Source organism: Clostridium sp. UBA1652 (genome assembly GCF_002320975.1).
Lineage (GTDB): Bacteria > Bacillota > Clostridia > Clostridiales > Clostridiaceae > Clostridium_T > Clostridium_T intestinale.
The window spans coordinates 73,441-92,437 of the sequence record NZ_DCLI01000020.1 but is presented as its reverse complement, the minus strand read 5'-3'; the positions used below and the strand labels follow the sequence as shown (position 1 = coordinate 92,437).

19 protein-coding genes are annotated in these 18,997 nt (G+C 29.3%); 16 read left to right on the top strand and 3 right to left on the bottom strand.

What is annotated here, in order from left to right; genetic code table 11:
* Positions 1-71: 71 nt before the first annotated feature.
* Positions 72-1,436, bottom strand: a complete 1,365-nt coding sequence (locus B3N22_RS02925) for a citrate/2-methylcitrate synthase (protein WP_286904738.1) — start codon at positions 1,434-1,436, stop codon at positions 72-74.
* Positions 1,437-1,700: 264 nt separating this feature from the next.
* Here B3N22_RS02925 and B3N22_RS02920 point away from each other — a divergent pair, with 264 nt between their 5' ends.
* The 8 genes from B3N22_RS02920 to scpB all read left to right on the top strand — a co-directional run bounded on the left by B3N22_RS02920 (position 1,701) and on the right by scpB (position 8,329).
* Entirely contained in the window at positions 1,701-1,925 is a 225-nt protein-coding gene (locus tag B3N22_RS02920) for a hypothetical protein (RefSeq protein ID WP_286904737.1), read from the top strand.
* A 40-nt stretch (positions 1,926-1,965) separates the two neighbouring features.
* Complete coding sequence (locus B3N22_RS02915) at positions 1,966-2,490, top strand: NUDIX hydrolase (RefSeq protein ID WP_286904736.1); 525 nt, start codon at positions 1,966-1,968, stop codon at positions 2,488-2,490.
* A gap of 116 nt (positions 2,491-2,606) precedes the next feature.
* On the top strand, positions 2,607-3,233 hold the full coding sequence (gene spoIIM, locus B3N22_RS02910; protein WP_073019696.1) for a stage II sporulation protein M: 627 nt from the start codon (positions 2,607-2,609) through the stop codon (positions 3,231-3,233).
* A gap of 45 nt (positions 3,234-3,278) precedes the next feature.
* Positions 3,279-4,160: a tyrosine-type recombinase/integrase gene (locus B3N22_RS02905; RefSeq protein WP_073019694.1), complete on the top strand. Its 882-nt coding sequence runs from the start codon at positions 3,279-3,281 to the stop codon at positions 4,158-4,160.
* Positions 4,161-4,295: 135 nt separating this feature from the next.
* Positions 4,296-5,594 (top strand): pyrimidine-nucleoside phosphorylase, encoded by a 1,299-nt coding sequence (locus B3N22_RS02900; protein ID WP_286904731.1) that lies wholly within the window; start codon positions 4,296-4,298, stop codon positions 5,592-5,594.
* A gap of 114 nt (positions 5,595-5,708) precedes the next feature.
* Entirely contained in the window at positions 5,709-6,893 is a 1,185-nt protein-coding gene (locus B3N22_RS02895) for a D-alanyl-D-alanine carboxypeptidase family protein (RefSeq protein ID WP_286904729.1), read from the top strand.
* A gap of 97 nt (positions 6,894-6,990) precedes the next feature.
* Positions 6,991-7,740 carry a segregation/condensation protein A gene (locus tag B3N22_RS02890; protein WP_286904727.1) on the top strand — a complete coding sequence of 250 codons (750 nt, stop codon included), beginning with the start codon at positions 6,991-6,993 and terminating at the stop codon, positions 7,738-7,740.
* The gene (scpB, locus tag B3N22_RS02885) at positions 7,733-8,329 is read left to right on the top strand and encodes an SMC-Scp complex subunit ScpB (protein WP_286904725.1); all 597 of its coding nucleotides are present in this window, start codon (positions 7,733-7,735) and stop codon (positions 8,327-8,329) included. Before B3N22_RS02890 ends, scpB begins: the two co-directional genes overlap by 8 nt.
* A gap of 22 nt (positions 8,330-8,351) precedes the next feature.
* Here scpB and ytfJ read toward each other — a convergent pair whose 3' ends face one another.
* Positions 8,352-8,780 (bottom strand): GerW family sporulation protein, encoded by a 429-nt coding sequence (gene ytfJ / locus B3N22_RS02880; RefSeq protein ID WP_286904723.1) that lies wholly within the window; start codon positions 8,778-8,780, stop codon positions 8,352-8,354.
* A complete protein-coding gene (locus B3N22_RS23685; RefSeq protein WP_414632215.1) occupies positions 8,770-9,330 on the bottom strand; it encodes a DUF2953 domain-containing protein in 561 nt (186 codons plus the stop codon). Before B3N22_RS23685 ends, ytfJ begins: the two co-directional genes overlap by 11 nt.
* A gap of 74 nt (positions 9,331-9,404) precedes the next feature.
* Between B3N22_RS23685 and B3N22_RS02875 the strand changes: the two genes are divergently transcribed.
* From B3N22_RS02875 to B3N22_RS02840, 8 genes are all read left to right on the top strand, one after another.
* Entirely contained in the window at positions 9,405-10,469 is a 1,065-nt protein-coding gene (locus B3N22_RS02875; protein ID WP_286904721.1) for a D-alanyl-D-alanine carboxypeptidase family protein, read from the top strand.
* A 64-nt stretch (positions 10,470-10,533) separates the two neighbouring features.
* Positions 10,534-11,079, top strand: a complete 546-nt coding sequence (locus B3N22_RS02870) for a YcxB family protein (protein ID WP_286904719.1) — start codon at positions 10,534-10,536, stop codon at positions 11,077-11,079.
* Between the two features lie 195 nt (positions 11,080-11,274).
* Positions 11,275-12,624, top strand: coding sequence for an FAD-dependent oxidoreductase (locus B3N22_RS02865; protein ID WP_286904717.1), 1,350 nt, complete (start codon positions 11,275-11,277; stop codon positions 12,622-12,624).
* 29 nt (positions 12,625-12,653) lie between these two features.
* Complete coding sequence (locus B3N22_RS02860) at positions 12,654-13,958, top strand: Na+/H+ antiporter NhaC family protein (RefSeq protein ID WP_238907069.1); 1,305 nt, start codon at positions 12,654-12,656, stop codon at positions 13,956-13,958.
* A gap of 57 nt (positions 13,959-14,015) precedes the next feature.
* Positions 14,016-16,160: a hydantoinase/oxoprolinase family protein gene (locus tag B3N22_RS02855; protein ID WP_286904714.1), complete on the top strand. Its 2,145-nt coding sequence runs from the start codon at positions 14,016-14,018 to the stop codon at positions 16,158-16,160.
* Between the two features lie 20 nt (positions 16,161-16,180).
* Entirely contained in the window at positions 16,181-16,846 is a 666-nt protein-coding gene (locus tag B3N22_RS02850; RefSeq protein ID WP_286904712.1) for a hypothetical protein, read from the top strand.
* 94 nt (positions 16,847-16,940) lie between these two features.
* Positions 16,941-17,813, top strand: coding sequence for an aldose 1-epimerase family protein (locus B3N22_RS02845; protein ID WP_286904711.1), 873 nt, complete (start codon positions 16,941-16,943; stop codon positions 17,811-17,813).
* A gap of 140 nt (positions 17,814-17,953) precedes the next feature.
* Positions 17,954-18,820 (top strand): MurR/RpiR family transcriptional regulator, encoded by an 867-nt coding sequence (locus B3N22_RS02840; protein WP_073019672.1) that lies wholly within the window; start codon positions 17,954-17,956, stop codon positions 18,818-18,820.
* The last annotated feature ends 177 nt before the right edge of the window (positions 18,821-18,997 follow it).

The window sequence follows — 18,997 nt, the reverse complement described above, 5'->3', positions numbered from 1 at the left end:
AGCGAGAAAGCGAGAAAGCGAGAAAAATGAGAGCATACTAGACTTAAAAAAATCTAGTATGCCCTCATTTTTTATCTTTCATTAATACCTTTATATAATTTTTCGGTAACTATACTTTCGTATGCAGGTCTTATTATTTTATCTGTATTTATAAGTTCTTCAAGACGATGAGCGCTCCATCCAACAATTCTTGCCATTGCAAAAATTGGAGTATAAAGCTCTAAAGGAATGTCCAACATACTATAAACAAAGCCGCTATAAAAATCTACATTAGCACTTACTCCTTTATAGATATTACGCTCTTCAGCTATTACTTCAGGAGCAAGTCTTTCTATGATTGAATATAGTTTAAAATCAGTATCTCTAGATTTTTCTATTGCAAGTTTCTCTACAAAACCTTTGAAAACAGTTGCTCTTGGATCTGAGATTGTATATACAGCGTGTCCCATTCCATATATTAAACCTCTTTTATCAAATACTTCTTTATTAAGCATCTTTTTAAGATAAGCTCTTATTTGATCTTCATCATTTATATTATTAACATTTGATTTAATATCCTCCATCATTTCTACAACCTTAATGTTTGCTCCACCATGTTTACCTCCTTTTAAAGAGGATAAAGCTGCTGAGATAACTGAATAAGTATCTGAACCTGATGATGAAACCACTCTTGTTGTAAAAGTGGAGTTATTACCGCCACCATGTTCCATATGAAGCATTAAGGCTGTATCAAGTACACTTGCTTCAAGGGCTGTATATTTTGTGTCAGGTCTTAGCATTCTTAGTATATTTTCAGCTGTTGAAAGATTTTCATCAGGTCTATGAATATAAAAACTTTCTTTAGCCTCATAGTGGTTATAGGCATGATATCCATAAACTGCAAGCATAGGAAATATACTTATAAGCATTAAACATTGTTTTAAAACATTGTCTAATGATAAATCAGAAACATTTTCATCATAGGATGCAAGAGTTAAAATACTTTTAGTTAAGGAATTCATGATATCTTTACTTGGTGCTTTCATAATTACATCACGTACAAAATTTTTAGGAAGCTCCCTTGTAATATTTAATACACTTTTAAACTCAGTAAGCTCACTTTCAGTTGGAAGTTTTGAAAATAAAAGTAAATATGTAGTCTCTTCAAAACCGTAACGCTTGTCATTAACAAAACCCTTAATTAAATCTATGATATTATAACCTCTATAAAGAAGTTCCCCTTCACAAGGAATGCTTTTTCCATTAACTTCTTCATGAGATTTAATTGAAGATATACTTGTAATTCCAGTAACTACACCTTTTCCATTTTGATCTCTAAGCCCTCTTTTTACCCCATATTTTTCATATAAGCTTATATCAATAAGACTAGTTTCACTACATACTTTGCTATATTTATTTGTATACTGGTCAAGAGTTTCTCTTTCTATTTCCTTCATAATATTTTGCCCCCATTAATCTTTTATTTGATGCCCTAATTTTTCATATGAATATATATAACTGTTAATGATTTTCTGTTATTTAATATATTCATAGAATTATTAATGAATAGATTTACTTAAACAAAATATATTACAAAAACAATAATATATCAATCTTTTTTATATTATTTTACTATTAGAGTTATAGATTATAGGGGTATTTTTATTTAAAGTGGTAAATATAATAATGAATTTATTATTTATAAAAATAGGGGGACTACAATGAATAAAGAAAAATTAAAAAACGAAATAGAAAAAAATGATGTGATTTTTAGATATAATAATAAGTATTATTCTATATGTTATTTTGGAGATAAATACAGTGTATATGAAACAGATGTTGACTATAGTGAACAAAGGTTTAACTCTTTTGAGGAAATGATAGAAAATTTTAATATAGAGGGAAAAGCATTTAAGGATGTAATAGGGGAGATTATTCTGGTATAATATACTAAATATTAATAAACTATGTTTTAAGAGGTGTCATATGAACTTAGTAGAAAAAACTTTAAAGAAAAGTACCGTTTATGAAGGTGATTTTCTAATATATGAAAAGATACAAGTAGAATTACCAGATGGAAATACAGCTAATAGAGATGTAATAAGACATCCAGGAGCAGTTGCGGTAATAGCTATTACAGAGGATAATAAAGTATTGTTTGTTGAGCAATATAGGAAGGCATTAGACAAAATTACATTGGAAATACCAGCAGGAAAAATAGACAAGGGGGAATCTCCTGAAAAAAGTGTTGTCAGAGAATTAGAAGAAGAAACTGGATTTAAATCTGATAATATAAAATTTTTAGGAAAAATAGTTACGGCTCCTGGATTTTGTGATGAGTATATACATATTTATTTAGCGAAAGACCTTAAAACAGGAATTAAAGAAGGAGATGAGGATGAATTTATAAATGTTAAAAAGTTTTCAATGGAAGAAATTAAGAAGTTGATATTAAATGGAGAAATATATGATAGTAAAACATTATCAGCTCTATTATATGTTTTAATTTAGAAAACTGCCTTGAGATAGTATTTATCTACTATTTCAAGGCAGTTTATTTTTTTTATAAGAATAATTATATTCCTTATATCATAAAGATAATTATGGTAACAAGGAGGTATATAAGAATGAAGTTTAAAAGTTTGTTTGAGGAAAGTATGAGAAAAAATAAAGGGGCCTACTTAATGACATTTCTCTTCTTTTCAATAGGAATAGTTTTGGGAGCATATACCATAAAGTACATGGGAGATTTTAATAGATCAGAATTAAGTAATTATTTTACTAGTTTTTCAACAAATTTAGGGAATGAAAATATAAATCATAGTGACATATTGTTTTCATCAATAAAAAACAATGCGATTCTTTTTATAGCAATAATTTTATTAGGAATCTTTATTTTTGGTTTTCCTTTTATATTATTAATAGATTTATGGAAAGGATATTCTATAGGTTTTACTTTTTCTTTTTTACTTACAACATATGAATATAAAGGTATTGGACTAGCCTTAGCCGCAATAATTCCTCAAAACATTTTCATTATACCCTGCTTAATACTTTTAAGTACTATATGTTTTAGTATGTCATTTGATAAATTTAAAAGTAAATTTACAAAAAATAAAAAAATATCTATAGATATAGCGGAGTTTGGGAATATATTGATAATATTTTCCATATTATTGGGTATAGGAATTTTTATAGAAGCCTTTATAAGTCCGAGTATAATAAGATTTATTATTACTACAATCTATCTTTAACAGTTCTTTGAATGGTTTTATTAAGTAATTTTATGGGAGAGAAAAATGAAGGAGATACTAAAAAGTTATGAGGAATATTTATATGATAGCTCAAAAAGTAAAAATACAGTATTAGCCTATGTTACAGATATAACATTATATAGTAAATTTTTATTAAATACGAAAAAAATTGAAATTCTAGAATCTGATAAAGACTGTATCAGTGAATACATTAAGTATTTAATTAGTCAAGGAAAAAGCGAAAGAAGTGTCAACAGGATAATTATTTCTATTAGAAATTTTTATGGATTTTTAAAGAAAAAAGCACTTATTAAAGAAGTACCAGAAATAACCTACAAAACTTCAAATTTATCTAAAAAAATACCGGAGATATTGACAGTAGATGAAATTGATAGGATAATCAATATTGTAGACAAAGATAGTCTTAAAGGAGTAAGAGACAAGGCTTTACTTGAGATTATGTATGCTACTGGTATGAAGGTAAGTGAATTAACGGCATTAAAAATTCAAGATATTAATACAGAGATGTCCTTTGTTGCATGTAAAGATAATAAAAGAACAGATAGATTGATTCCTATAGGAAGTTCGGCAGTTAGAGCTTTAAACGAATACTTATCAGAAAGAGATAGGGTTGGATACCTTACATCTCCGTATTTATTTATTAATTTAAATGGAAATAAGTTAACAAGGCAAGGAGTTTGGAGAATAGTAAAATCTTATTGTGAAAGAGCAGGAATTAGGAAAAGTGTTAATCTTAATACTTTCAGGCATTCTTTTGCAGTTCATTTATTGGAAAATGGAGCAAATGTTAGAGCTGTTCAAAAGTTATTGGGGAATCAAGTTTTAACATATATGGATACTTACTATGAAATAATAAACTCTGATAGATTAAATGTAATCTATAAGAGATCTCATCCAAGAGCTTAATTAGGGACCTTAATTGTGTCCCTTTAAAAAAAAATAATGTGTGAGCGATTACACAAATTTAAAAATATACTTAAACAATTATCCAAAAGGATAAAAAAGATGGATAGTGGAAAACTTAAAGCGGAGGTATATAAAATGAGAATGGTAGATATTATTCAGAAGAAAAAACAAGGTGAAGCTTTAACAGCATTAGAAATTGATTTTGCTGTTCAAGGTTATACTAAAGGTGAAATTCCAGATTATCAAATGTCAGCATTTTTAATGGCGGTATATTTTAAGGGTATGAATAAAGAAGAAATATCCAATATGACCTTATCTTTTGTTAATTCAGGAGATCAAGTGGATTTATCAGCTATTGAAGGAATAAAAGTAGATAAGCATTCAACAGGTGGTGTTGGAGATAAAATTAGCTTAATAGTTATACCACTAGTAGCTTCATTAGGTATACCTGTAGCTAAAATGTCAGGAAGAGGATTAGGGCATACAGGCGGGACTATAGATAAATTAGAATCTATAGAAGGATTTAAGACAGAGTTAACTAGTGAAGAGTTTATAAACAATGTAAACAAGTATAAAATGGCAATAGTAGGTCAGTCAGGAAATTTAACTCCAGCAGATAAAAAGATATATGCATTAAGAGACGTTACAGCAACAGTAGATAGTATACCACTTATTGCAAGTTCAATAATGAGTAAAAAAATAGCTTCTGGAGCTGATGCTATTGTTTTAGATGTAAAAGTTGGAGATGGAGCTTTTATGAAGACAGTAGACGAGGCTAGAGAATTAGCTAGAACTATGGTAGACATAGGTAATATGCTAAATAGAAAAACCGTTGCTATAATTACAGATATGAATAATCCTTTAGGCCATGAAGTTGGTAATGCTAATGAAATTAGAGAAGCTATAGAAGTTTTAAAGGGGCATGGATCAGAGGATGAAACTACTGTAGCCTTAACCATTGCATCTCACATGGCTGTATTAGGTGGAGCATTTAATGAATTTGAGGAAGCTTATAAAAACTTAGAAAGTATAATAAGGTCAGGAAAAGCTATAGAAAAGCTAAAGGAGTTTGTTAAGATTCAAGGTGGGAACTCTGAAGTTGTTGAAAATGTGGATTTACTTCCTAAAGCTAAATATCATATAGAAGTTAAAGCAAATGAAGATGGATATGTTTCTCATATAGAAGCAGAAAAGATAGGTATTGCTGCTATGCTACTTGGAGCTGGAAGAAAAACTAAAGAAGATAGTATAGATTTTGCAGCTGGAATCACCCTAAACAAAAAGGTTGGAGATAAGGTAAAAGTAGGTGAAGCTATATGTACTCTCCACACTAATTTGGAGGTTTGCGAAGATGCAAAAAAAGTAGCTGAAGAGGCATTCTACATTAGTGATAAATGCAATACTATACAATATATCCATGATATAGTAATGTAGATAATGATGTGATTTTTGGATGAATATTACATACAAAAATAAGATGTTAAAGAGTCTTATTTTTGTATGTTTTTTTTTATTTTGGTAAAGATATTTCTGAAAGGAGGAGTACAAATGATGAAATTTGATAAAAAACTTATAGCAAAAATATTATTAATTACAAGTATATTTTCACTAGGAAGCACAAGCTTAAGAGTTAAAGCGGAAGACGCGGGCACCAATGGAGGAATAGAGGTTGAAGCAAAGAGTGCATTACTTATGGAGGCTAAAAGCGGTACAATAGTGTATGAAAAAAATTCCCATGAGAAATTTGCACCTGCATCAGTTACAAAAATAATGACTATGCTTTTAGCTATGGAGGCTGTTGACTCAGGAAAAATAAAAATTGATGATAAAATAACAGCATCAGAAAATGCAAAAAAAATGGGCGGAAGCACTATGCTATTAGATATAGGAGAGATAAGAACTGTAGAAGAGATATTAAAAGGTATAGCTATTGCCTCAGGTAATGATGCAGCAGTTGCTATGGGAGAATATCTTGCAGGAACACAAGAAGCTTTTGTTGAATTAATGAACAAAAGAGCACAAGAACTTGGAATGAAGGATACTACCTTCAAAAACTGTACTGGTTTGCCAGCAGAAGGTCATTTATCCTCAGCATATGATATATCAATAATGTCTAGAGAACTATTAAAACACCCAACTATACTAAAATATACAGGCACTTATGTGGAGACTATATCAGAAGGAAGAAAAGCACCAATTGAATTAGTTAATCATAATAAGTTAGTAAGATTCTTTAAGGGCTGTGATGGACTAAAAACTGGATATACTGAGGAAGCTAAATATTGTATATCTGCTACAGCAACTAGAGAAGGTGTAAGAATGTTAAGTGTAATTATGGGAGCACCTACATATAAAATAAGAAATAGAGATGCATCATTATTATTAAATTTTGGTTTCTCTAAATTTGAAGGTAAAAAGATTTTAGATAAGGATGCAGATGTAGTTAAAGTACCGCTTAATAAGAGCGAAGATAAATTCTTTATTGCAAAAGCTAAAGAAGAAGTGGTATTAGTATTCCCTAGAGGTTCAGGAGATAGCGTTGAACAAAAGATTTCTTTAGATGAAAGTAGAAGATCATACGTTAAAGGTGAAAAAATAGGGGTATGTGAATACTACTTAGGAGAACAAAAAATAGCAGAAGTTGAACTATATGCAGATAGAGATGTTAAAAAAGGTGGATTTATAGATAATCTAAAATACAACTTTAGGAACCTTTTTAAAGGTGGAGTTTAAATATATAATTATTAATGAGCGTGACTTTTTTCTTGAACTAAGTTACGCTCATTGATATTATTATAAATGTGCTATAAAATGCAGGAGAGTAATTATTATGGATATTATGAAGATAAAAATAGAAAACTTTGAAGGACCATTTGATTTATTATTACACCTAATAAGAAAAAATAAAATGGACATATATAATATTAGGATTTTTGAAATTACTAATCAATATCTAGAACATTTAAAAACAATGAAGGAATTAGACTTAGAGATAACTTCAGAGTTTATTGTAATGGCATCCACGTTACTGGAGATTAAATCTAAAACCTTACTTCCTAAAATAAAAAATGAAGAAGAGGATGAAAATCCTGAACTTTCCCTTGTGGAAAAGCTTATAAGATACAGAAAGTTTAAGGGTGCAGCTGAATTTTTAAAAGAAAAAAGTTTATATAATGGGGTTGTCTTTTCGAAGAAACCTGAAATAATTGAAGAACCCAAAACTGATAAAAATAATGAAGACATATTTAAAAATATTACTATGTTAGATCTATATAACATATATAATAACCTTATTGAACAGATGAAAAATAAGATGAACGAATCTAATGTAAGTAATATGAGCAAAACTATTGAAATGGATAGATATAGAGTTGAGGATAAGATAGTGTACATAAAAGAATTGTTAGGTAATAAAAAAGTGTACAAGTTCAACGATATAATAAGTGAATGTGAAAGCAAAATAGAAACTATAGTTACATTTTTAGCTTTATTAGAACTTATTAAAGACAAGCAAGTAAAAGTATTACAAGAAAATAGTTTTGAAGAAATTTATGTTGAAAGGATTGAGCTAGATGAGTAAATTAGATATTAATCAATATGAATTTACTGAAGTTTCTAAAAAAGAATCGTTAAAATCTATAATTGAAAGCTTGTTATTTGTAGCTGGAGAACCATTAAAAATAAAAGACATTGGGGCTATTTTAGAATGCTCTGAAGAAGAGTGTTTGGATTTGATTAAAGAAATGGAAAAAGAACTTGATAATGATAAATCCAGAGGGATTAAGTTAATCTCCATTGAAGGTGGATATCAATTTGTTACTAAGTCACATAATAGTGATTATATACAGAAATTACTTAAGAAAAATGTGAGACAATCTCTATCGCAAGCTTCTTTAGAAAGTTTAGCTATAATAGCGTATAGACAACCTATCACAAGAGTAGATATTGATGATATAAGAGGAGTAAAAAGTGATTCAGCTCTTCATAGATTATTAGAAAGAAACCTTATAAAAGAAATAGGTAGATTAGAGGTTCCAGGAAGACCGATACTTTTTGGAACTACAGAAGAGTTTTTAAGGGCTTTCGGTTTAGAAACCCTAAAAGAGCTACCTTCTCTTGACTTATTTAATACAGAAGAACAAAAAGAAGAGCCAGAGTTTGAAGAATAATCTTTAAACTCTGGTTTTTTAGTTATTCTACATTGACATTAACTTTAGTAGGACCATCTTCCTCAGAGTCTTTAGATAACTTGTTTTTAATCATTTCTATGACTTGAGGGATAGTATCAACAATTCTATCATAAGTATTATTTGCATCAACAGGTAATAATCTAACAGAATTATCACGCATTACTAAAAAAGCTACAGGTTTTACTGATACACCAGCACCAGAACCACCACCAAAAGGATAACGTTGATCTTTCTCACTGGCTATTTTTTCAGTTCCAAATTCACTTCCACCAGATGCAAATCCCACACTAACCTTAGATATAGGTATTATGCAGCTACCGTCTTTTGTTTCAATAGCATCACCTATTACAGTGTTAACATCAATCATTTCTTTTAAATTTTCCATGGTACATTTCATTAAATTTTCTATAGGATGATTATCATTGTTCATATGCCTCCCTTAAAGGGGACACCTCCTTTTTTATGCATTTTAATAAATTAATAGCAATAATGATTAGTTTTACAAAATTTATATAAATTATTCCTTTAAATTGAAATTCAATGTTAAATTCATTTTTAAATAAAGGATTTACCTGTATATTAAATTTCTTAATTTTAAAAAACCATAATAATAAATGATGAAGTGAACTTGATAATATATTTAAATATCCATTTAAAATTGCTGTGTAATAAGCATCAGAGGTATCGTAAAGAAGTTTATACTTGTAAGATAATCTAGGCTTAAATTTAGAATGTTTTATTATATGCAAAAATTTTTTCCAATTAAAAATAAAACTATAGTTTTTCTTTTTCTTTGGAGCCTTTTTTTTCTTATCAGATTTTTTTATTTTTATCTCTTTATTATATAAATAAATTTTAATTACCTTATTATTAACATAAAGTGAAAATTTTATAGGAAAAGGGATAAAAATAAGAATAACAAGAACAAATATTATATACAAGTAAATCACCTCATTAACTATATCTTTAAGTTTATCCATAAGTGTTAAAATTAAACATTTATTAATTGAATTAAATTTAAATAATAATACACACTATAAAATGAGGTGATTTTATGGCAAAAAAAATATCATTGTTGTTTATTTGTTTTTTATTTATGATAACAACTGCAACACAAGCAAAAACAAAAAAAATATCAATTGACGCAAAGGCAGCTGTAGCTATAGATGGTAAAAGTGGCGTAATATTATATGCAAAAAATGCCCATGAAATAGTACCTATGGCTAGTACAACTAAAATTGTTACTTCATTAGTAGCCTTAAATAGAGGAAGTGTAGATGAAAAATTTAAAATAAGCAAAAGTTCTGCAACCATTAATGGCTCAACGGTAGGTTATAGAGAAGGCGAAGAAATAGCTTTAAGAGAGCTTTTATATGGACTTATGTATAAGTCAGGCAATGATGCTGCTATTGCAATAGCCGAAGGAATAGGGGGAACTAAAGAAAATTTTTATAAACAGATGAATGAATGTTCAAGAAATATAGGACTAATTAATAGTTCTTTTAACTCTCCCCATGGTTTAGATACAGAAAATCATTATTCTACAGCCTATGATTTAGCCATTGCTACTAAAAAAGCTATGGAAAATGATATTTTTAGAGAAATAGTAGGAACAAGAGAAATATCTAGAGGTAAATATAACTTCACAAGAGACTACAACAATATAAATAAAATGCTTTTTCAAGTTCCGGAAGCTAATGGAGTTAAAACAGGATATACAGGTGGAGCAGGCAAATGTTTAGTATCTTCCTTTAGGTATCAAGACAGAGATATAATTACTGTTGTTTTAAACTGCCCAGAAAGATGGAGAGAAAGTACTAAATTATTTGAATATGTAAAAGAAAATTATTCTGATTATTCGGTTAATGTTCATGATTATTTTAAGGATAAAAATAGCAAATTTCTCGATTTAGTTAAAGATGACAAGATTAGTATTATGGCCCCTAAAGATGGAATAGAATCCGAAATGGTTCTTATAACTCCAACTAAAAAAATAATGAAAGATGACTATCTAGGATATATAAGCATAAAATCAAAAGTTGGAGATGAAATATATAAAAAAAATATATATTCTGAAGTATCGATGAAAAACAAAGAGTTTTTGGAGTTAATGAATTAATTAAGTTTGCAGGTAATAAAAAGTTACCTGCACTTTTAATAAGTTAATTGAAAGGAAATAATTTATGTTTGAACTAGAATATGAACTTTCAAAAAAAGATTATATAGAGTATGACCTCTTTAGTTTAATGGCATCAAGTACAATGAAGAAATTACTGTTTATACAAAGATATATAATATCACTAATTTTTTTAGTTGCGCCATTTGTAGGAAGAAAGATAAGTACAATATCTTTTGAGATATGGCTTATTGTATTTATAATTATATATTTGGTTTGGGTTATTTTTTATCCAAAATTTTTTGAAGCCATGCTTAAAATAAGATTAGAAAGAATGATTAATAGAGGAAAACAGGAGTATTTATTTGGGAATCATAAAATATTAATACGTTCTGAAGGAGTATTTGAAAATAATAAAACTGGCATATATGAAAGTCACTGGACAGCAATAAAAAAAATCGTTGAAACAAAAGAAAAGATATATATTTATAGAGAGGCTATAGGGGTAATCATTATACCTAAAAGATTCTTCTTTAGTTTAAATTATAAAGAGGAGTTTATTAAACTGGTTGAAAAGTACAGTGAATTAGAAAGAATAAGTATTGAATATTAATAAAAATCTTCATGAAATATACTCATGGAGATTTTTATTTTGAATCTAAAAAGGAGGATTGAGAAAATTTTATCCAAAATAAACGAAAATAATGAAAATTATTTTTAAAAACTATTTACAAGAAAGAATGCGTGTGGTAAATTAAAAATGTAGTATTAAAACGATATCATAAATTTTGTTGAAGGGAGAGACTAAATGAAAAACTATGATTTAGTTATTGTAGGTGGTGGAATTTCTGGTTCAGTTGCAGCTATAGCCGCAGCTAGAATGGGAGAAAAAGTACTTATAATTGAAGGAACAGGGTTTTTAGGAGGAGCATTAACTTCTTGTGGAGTAGGACCAATGATGACTTTTCATGCAGGAGAAAAACAAGTTATTAAAGGGATTACTGATGAGTTAATTGAAAGAATGAAGAAAGCAGGAAAATCACAGGGACATATAATTGATTCTACAACTTACACTTATACAGTAACACCTTATGACTCGGAGGGTATGAAATATGAGTTAGAATGTATGTTATTAGAAAGTGGAGGAGAAGTTCTATATCACACTATGCTCACAGATGTAAACGTATATGAAAAAAAGATTGAGAGTATAGAAGTATGTAATAAGTCAGGTAAAAGTTTACTTAGTGCTAAAGTATTCATAGATGCAACTGGTGATGGAGACCTAGCATATTTGTCTGGAGTTCCTTGTAAAAAAGGAAGAGAAAGTGATGGAGCCGCTCAACCTATGACATTAAAGATGAAGATGAGAAATGTTAATATGGAAGAAATTAAGGAATATATAAAAAATAATCCTGAGAATTTTACTAGAATTCATAGAGATGTTTCATTGATGGACAAGGTATCAAGGTTATCAGTAATAGGGTTTGTAAAAGAATTCGAAGAAGGTAAAAAAAATAAAGAGATATCTATTAAAAGAGAAGATGTACTTTTCTTTGAAACAAATAACCCAGGTGAGGTAATAATAAATACAACTAGGATTTTAGGTTGTGATGGAACAGATGCTTGGAGTTTAACTAAAGCCGAAATAGAAGGAAGAAAACAATGTAGGGAATTAGAATTATTCTTAAAAAAGAGAATTAAAGGTTTTGAAAATGCAGTGGTTGTTTCAACAGGACCATCAATTGGAGTAAGAGGATCAAGGCAAATACAAGGTATATACACAATAACAGCTGAAGACTTACTAGAACAAAAGAAGTTTCAAGATGTTATAGCTCACTCTGGTTATCCAATTGATATTCATAGTCCAGATGGAGAAGGAACATCTCATGGGCATCTAAAGTGGGGAGAATATTACGGAATACCATATAGAAGCTTAGTAAGTGAGAAGATAGAGAACTTAATTGTTGTTGGAAGATGTATATCAGCGACTTTTGAAGCTCAAGCTGCAATAAGGACAACGCCTACAGTTGGAGCTATTGGACATGCTGGTGGGATAGCAGCATCCTTAGCAATTAAAAATAATAAAAATGTAAAAGATATAGATATTAAAGAACTTCAAGAGAATTTATTGAATCAAGGAGCATATTTAGATATATAAAATTAATTATCTTAGGGAGGAATTATAAAATGGGTTCAATTCAAACAATTCAGGCTATCGGAATTTTAGCGGTATTTATAATATCAGTTATTCTTATGATGACAAAGAAGGTGCCAACAATATTAGCTTTACCTATAATGGGAGTTGTCTTTGCTTTAATTGCAGGGGTTCCATTTATGTCAAGTAATGCAGAGACTTATACAATTGCTAAAAATGTTTTAGAAGCTGGAGCTATGAAGATGTCAACAGCAATAGCCGGATTAATTTTTGGTGCTTGGTTTGGACAGATACTTAGCAAGGTAGGCGTGACTAAATCAATTATAAAAAAAGCAGCTGAACTTGCTGGAGATAAACCACTTGGAATAGCTATTACATTTTTTGTAGCAGCATCAGTAATATTTTCAGCATCATCAGGTTTAGGTATGGTTATATTAGTTGGAACAATTATAATACCAATAATGCTTACAGCAGGGTTAAGTCCACTAGTAAGTGCTATGGTACTATTATTAGCAAATGCAGTAGGGGTAACCTTTAACGTTTCAAACTGGGGTGTTTACACAGATGTAGTGAAACTTCCAGTTAATACAGTTGCAGCTTATACTTTAATACCAGCGATTCCACTAATAGTAGTATCTCTAGCAATGATTGTATTTTATACAAAAAAAGGTGGAAGAAGCAAAAGAGCTTGGGCTATGCCAATAAAAAATGAAGTAATAAATAATGATAACAAAAATGTTAGAGCAATAGCTATGATAAGCCCAATTATACCAGTAGTATTAGTGTTTGCATTTAAGTTAACTATAGTTCCATCTATCTTTATAGGAGCAGCAATAGCAATATTACTTGCAACACCTAAAAGACCTATACATGTATTATCAAGTGCACTTATAGACGGAATTCAAGATGTTGCAGGTGCAATGGGACTTATGATAGGAATAGGAATATTATTAAATTCTGTTATGGCACCACAAGTTGCTACAATAATAGAACCATTAATAAAAGCAATAATACCTACAAGTCCAATAGCTTATATACTTATATTCACTGTATTAGCGCCTTTAGCAATCTATAGAGGACCACTAAATGTTTGGGGACTAGGAAGCGGTATAGCAGCTCTTATGATTTCAGCAGGAATGAATCCTATAGCTGCAATGTTAGCATTACGTATAGATAGTAACCTACAAGCAGTATGTGACCCTACAAATTCACACAATGTTTGGGCCGCGGACTTTACTAAAACAGATATAAATGAAATTTTAAAGAAAACAATAGTATGGATTTTAGTATCAGTATTAATTTCAATGATAATAGCAAGTTTTGTAGTATTTAAATAAATAAAAGAATGGGATACTTTTAGTCTCCCATTCCTATTCATAATAGGAGGTATAGATATGGGAAAAAAAGTTAGAATAGGTATAGATGTTGGAGGAACTTTTACAGATGCAGTTGTTATAGATAATGAAAGCTATGAAATTATAGCTAAGCAGAAGATCCCAACAACTCATGCTAGCAGTGAAGGAGTTGCTGGAGGAATAGTTAGAATAATAGATAAGGTATTAAGTGATAATAATATATCTCCTGATGATGTTATGTTTATAGCACATGGAACAACTCAAGCAACTAATGCATTACTTGAAGGTGATGTAGCTAAAATAGGAATCATTGGAATGGGAACAGGAATAGATGCAGGTAGTGCTAAAAATGAGACTAAAACCTCTGATATACAATTAGCACCAGGAAAGTTTTTGAAAACCTATCATAATTTCTGTGATTCTAAAACCTTAAATGAAACAAATATTAATAGTACAATTGATGGACTAATAAAAGATGGTGCGGAGGTTATAGTTGCATCAGAAGCCTATAGTGTTGATGATCCATCAAATGAACTTAAAGTAATAGATATAGCTAATTCAAAAAATATATATGCAACTGGTGGACATGAAATTTCACAATTATATGGACTGAAAATAAGAACAAGAACAGCAGTAGTTAATGCAAGTTTAATACCTAAGATGATGGAAACTGCCAATATGACAGAAAAGGCTGTTAAAGATGCTAAGATAAAATCACAGCTTATGATAATGCGTTGTGATGGTGGAGTAATGAGTGTTGAGGAAGTTAGAAAAAGACCAATACTTACAATGTTATCAGGTCTTGCTGCTGGAGTTGCAGGTGCACTTATGTATGAAAAAATATCTGACGGGATATTTTTTGAAGTTGGTGGAACCAGCGTAGATATATCAGTAATTAAAAATGGAAAAGTAATGATAAAAAATGCTCAAGTAGGAGGGCATAAAACTTACCTTCAATCTCTAGATGTAAGAACATTAGGAGTTGCTGGAGGAAGTATGATAAAGGTTGAGGATAAGAAAATAACTGATGTTGGTCCTAGAAGTGCTCATATTGCAGGCAAGGATTATGAATCTTTTGCAGATGAAGATAAGATTAATAACCCTAAAATAAAATTTATAAGTCCAAGAGATGATGATCCTAAAAACTATGTGATTATAGAGTGTGAGGATGGGAAAGAGTATTCCTTAACTTTAGCTGGAGCTTCAAATATATTAGGGTACATTCCAGAAGATGATTATGCTAGAGGAAATGTAGATAGTGCAAAAAAAGCATGGCAAGTTCTTGCAGACTACCTTAATATATCTGTTGAAGAGGCAGCTAGGCAGGCTATGGACATAGCTGTTAAAAAGGTTATGGAAATAGTAAATGAAATGATAGATGAATATGATTTAGATAGAAAGTTTATTACTTTAGTTGGAGGCGGCGGAAGTGGAGCAGTATTAGTTCCAGCTCTTGCAGACAAAGAAGATTTTAAATGGAAAATAGCAAAAAATGCACCATACATATCAACAATAGGGGTTGCACTTGCTATGGTTCGTGAGCAAATAGAGAAATCTGTATTAAATCCAAATGAAGAAGATATAAAGAGAATAAGAGAAGAAATTATAGAAAAGATAGTAAAGTCAGGAGCGAATGAAGCTACTGTTGATGTTACTATAGAAATAGATAGCCAGAAAAATATATTAAGGGCTATAGCTACAGGTTCTACAGAATTAAGATCTAAAGATCTTACACAGAGCGAAGTATCTGAAGATAAGATGCAAGAGATAGTATCAGAGGCCTTAAGTGTAGAAAAATCAACGGTTCAAGGTATAGCTAAAACTGGAAGATGGAGTTTGTTTAAATCTGTACAGCAAAAGAAAATGTTTTTTGGGCTATTTAAGAAAAACTTAAATAATCTTTGCGTGGTAGATCGTGAAGGAATTGTAAGGCTAAAGAAAGAAAATGCAAATAACTTAATTTTTAGAAAAAATCAACTAAGCAGTGTTTTTGATGAATTTTTAGATGACAACACCATATACTCAGATGCAAATGCAACAATTCCTAAAGTATTTTTATTTTACAAAGAAAAGATGCTTGATTTAACAGGAATGCAGACCAAGGAACAGCTTTTATCAATAATAGAAGTAGAAACACAATATCTTCAAGAGGATAATGAGATTATTGCATTAGTTTATCAATAAAAAAGCAGGGAGTAATTGATATGGAGAAAATTCTTGATATTTTAGATAGGTTGGATGATGAAGTTTTAGCTTATGGAGAGCTAAAAAATGATCTGGTATTTCATAAAATTCCTAAAGATAAAGTAAGCTACTATATAACTGAATCATTAAGACTAGGTGAAGAAAAGGGAAAACAGTATAAAACCTCAAATTTGATTAAATTATGTAATGAAAATGATATTAAAGTAGAGTTTGTAAAAAAATCAGGAAAATTTTATAGTGTACAGTTTAGGGCAGAAATAAACTTCTCAAAAAAAGAGAACATTATTAAAATATATGAAGACTCACTTATGGATCTTATGAATACCTATAATAAGATGGTTGAGGAAAAAGATAAACTCACTTATGAAGAGGTAATAAATATTCATCTAGCTCACGAATTTTATCACTATTTAGAACATAGAGATAAAAAATACACAAATGATATATTGGAACCTATCTGTACATTTCAATTACTAAGCTTTAAAAAAGAAGCTTCTGTTTTAAAGTGTTCAGAAATAGCTGCACACAAGTTTTGCAAAGAGGTATTAGGATTAAAACATCTGCCTAATATTTATGATTATATATACTTAATTGAAACAGGAGAAATAAGTTTAACTAATTTCAATGAGATGATAACTTCTTGGAAAAAAGAATTAATAAGTTAGGTGAAGGGAATCTATATATTAACTCGGTAAATCTTAGTGTTTTATAATCTCAAAGCTTTATATTAAGGCTTTGAGAATTTTTTTGAGGTGATTTATGATAGAAAAAATAGAAAATGAGTATCTTAGTATAGAAATTAAAACTTTTGGAGGGGAGCTCACAAGTGTAAAGAGCATTAAAGATAAGTGTGAGGTTTTGTGGCAAGGAGATGAGAAGTATTGGAAAGGCCAGTCACCTATATTATTTCCTATTGTAGGAAAGCTGCCAGAAGATAAATATACACATATGGGAAAAATATATGAAATGATGGGACATGGTTTTGGAAGTAAAAGTAAGTTTGAAGTGGTTTATAAAAGTCCAGATTCAATAGCTTTTAGGTTATGCAGTAGTGAGGAAACAAGAAAAAGTTACCCTTTTGAATTTGAGTTAAATATTAAATATACCCTTTTAGAATCTTCACTTAAAACAGAATTTGAGGTTATAAATAAGGATAATAAGGACATGTTCTTTTCAATAGGAGCTCATCCAGCATTTAAATGTCCACTTTTAAATAATGAATCTATGGATGATTATTATTTAGAATTTGAAGTGAATGAAAATGTTAAACGCCTACTATTAGGGGAGAGGCTTCTTACTGGAGAGAAAGTAGATTTTTTTGATAATGAAAAAATTCTAAATCTTAATCACGCCTTGTTTTACAAAGGAGCCATAATATTAGAGAATCTAAAATCAGAATATATAATATTAAAAAACAGAAAAAACTCTAAAGAAATAAAATGTAGTATTAAGGGATTTCCTTATGTAGGAATATGGTCAGCAATTAATGATGCTCCATTTGTGTGTATAGAACCTTGGCATGGAATAAATTCAACCTATGGTGATGAATATGATATAACAAAAAAAGAGGGAATAATAAAGCTAGAGGAAGATAAAAAGTTTAAAACTCAATATATAATTGAAGTTAATTAGCTATATATTTACATGAATATATAATAATCTATGTAAAATTTTGTTTTGATGGTATAATAAAGGTTATCGAGATAAATTTTATGTGGATTATTTTTATTTAAATGATTCATTTTGTTTGAAAGTGAAAGAAGGAGGACTTAATGAATACCAGTATTCCCGTTGTAATAACTAAGATTATATCAAAGCAGAAGAATTTTACCTTTAGTGAAAATGAAATAGCGAATTTTGTTATTAATAATCCCGAAGTAGTTGTTAATAACACAATAACATATATGGCTAATGAAACTGGCACATCAGAAACCAGTATTAATAGATTTTGTAAAAAGATTGGATTTAAAGGCTTTAATGATTTTAAGATAGCTTTAGCTCAAGATAATTTTTATAGAAACATGAGAGAAAAAGATAAAAGCAAAAAAAATGATAATATTATAGATTCTATTTCATCAGATTATAATGAACTTATATTAAATACAGCTTCTTTAATTAACGAAAAGGATTTAATAAAGGCAGTTGAATTAATAAAAGGTGCTAGAAGGATATATATATTTGGAGTATTTAGCTCTTGGCTTGCTGCTTTAGAATTAAAACAGAAGCTTAATATGATAGGTATAAGTGCTGAAGCCTATAATGATGGGCCTAATATGAAATTAAGTAGCATTAATGCAAAAGAAAATGATTTGTTTATAACAATATCTAGATCTATTTCAGTTAGAGATATAATTGAATCCTTAAATATAATAGAAGAAAGAAATGCTAAACTAGTTACAATTACAAGTTATGATTATCAGAAATCAAATGCTATTGCAGATGTAAAGATAGTTACTGCTGACAGACTTTCAATTAAACACAGCTCAGTAATTTCTGAGCATATTCCTTTTCTATTAGCTATTGATTTGATTTTTGAAATGCTTATTGAATCAAATAAAAACTATTTAAAGATAAAACAGAATAGTGATGCTTTATTTGAAAGCGAACAAGTTAGTAATAGTTATTTTTATGATTTGTAATGCTAAAAGACCTCCAAGAGAAATTTTGGAGGTCTTTTTTTAAGAATTTAAGATTTTAAGAATTTAAGAATAAAAGAAGTTAAGAACATAAGAATATATAGTAAAAATGCGGGTTACAAGGATTAATTAAAAATTTTGAAGTTCTTGAACCAAAAGCATGATCCTTAAGTCTAATTT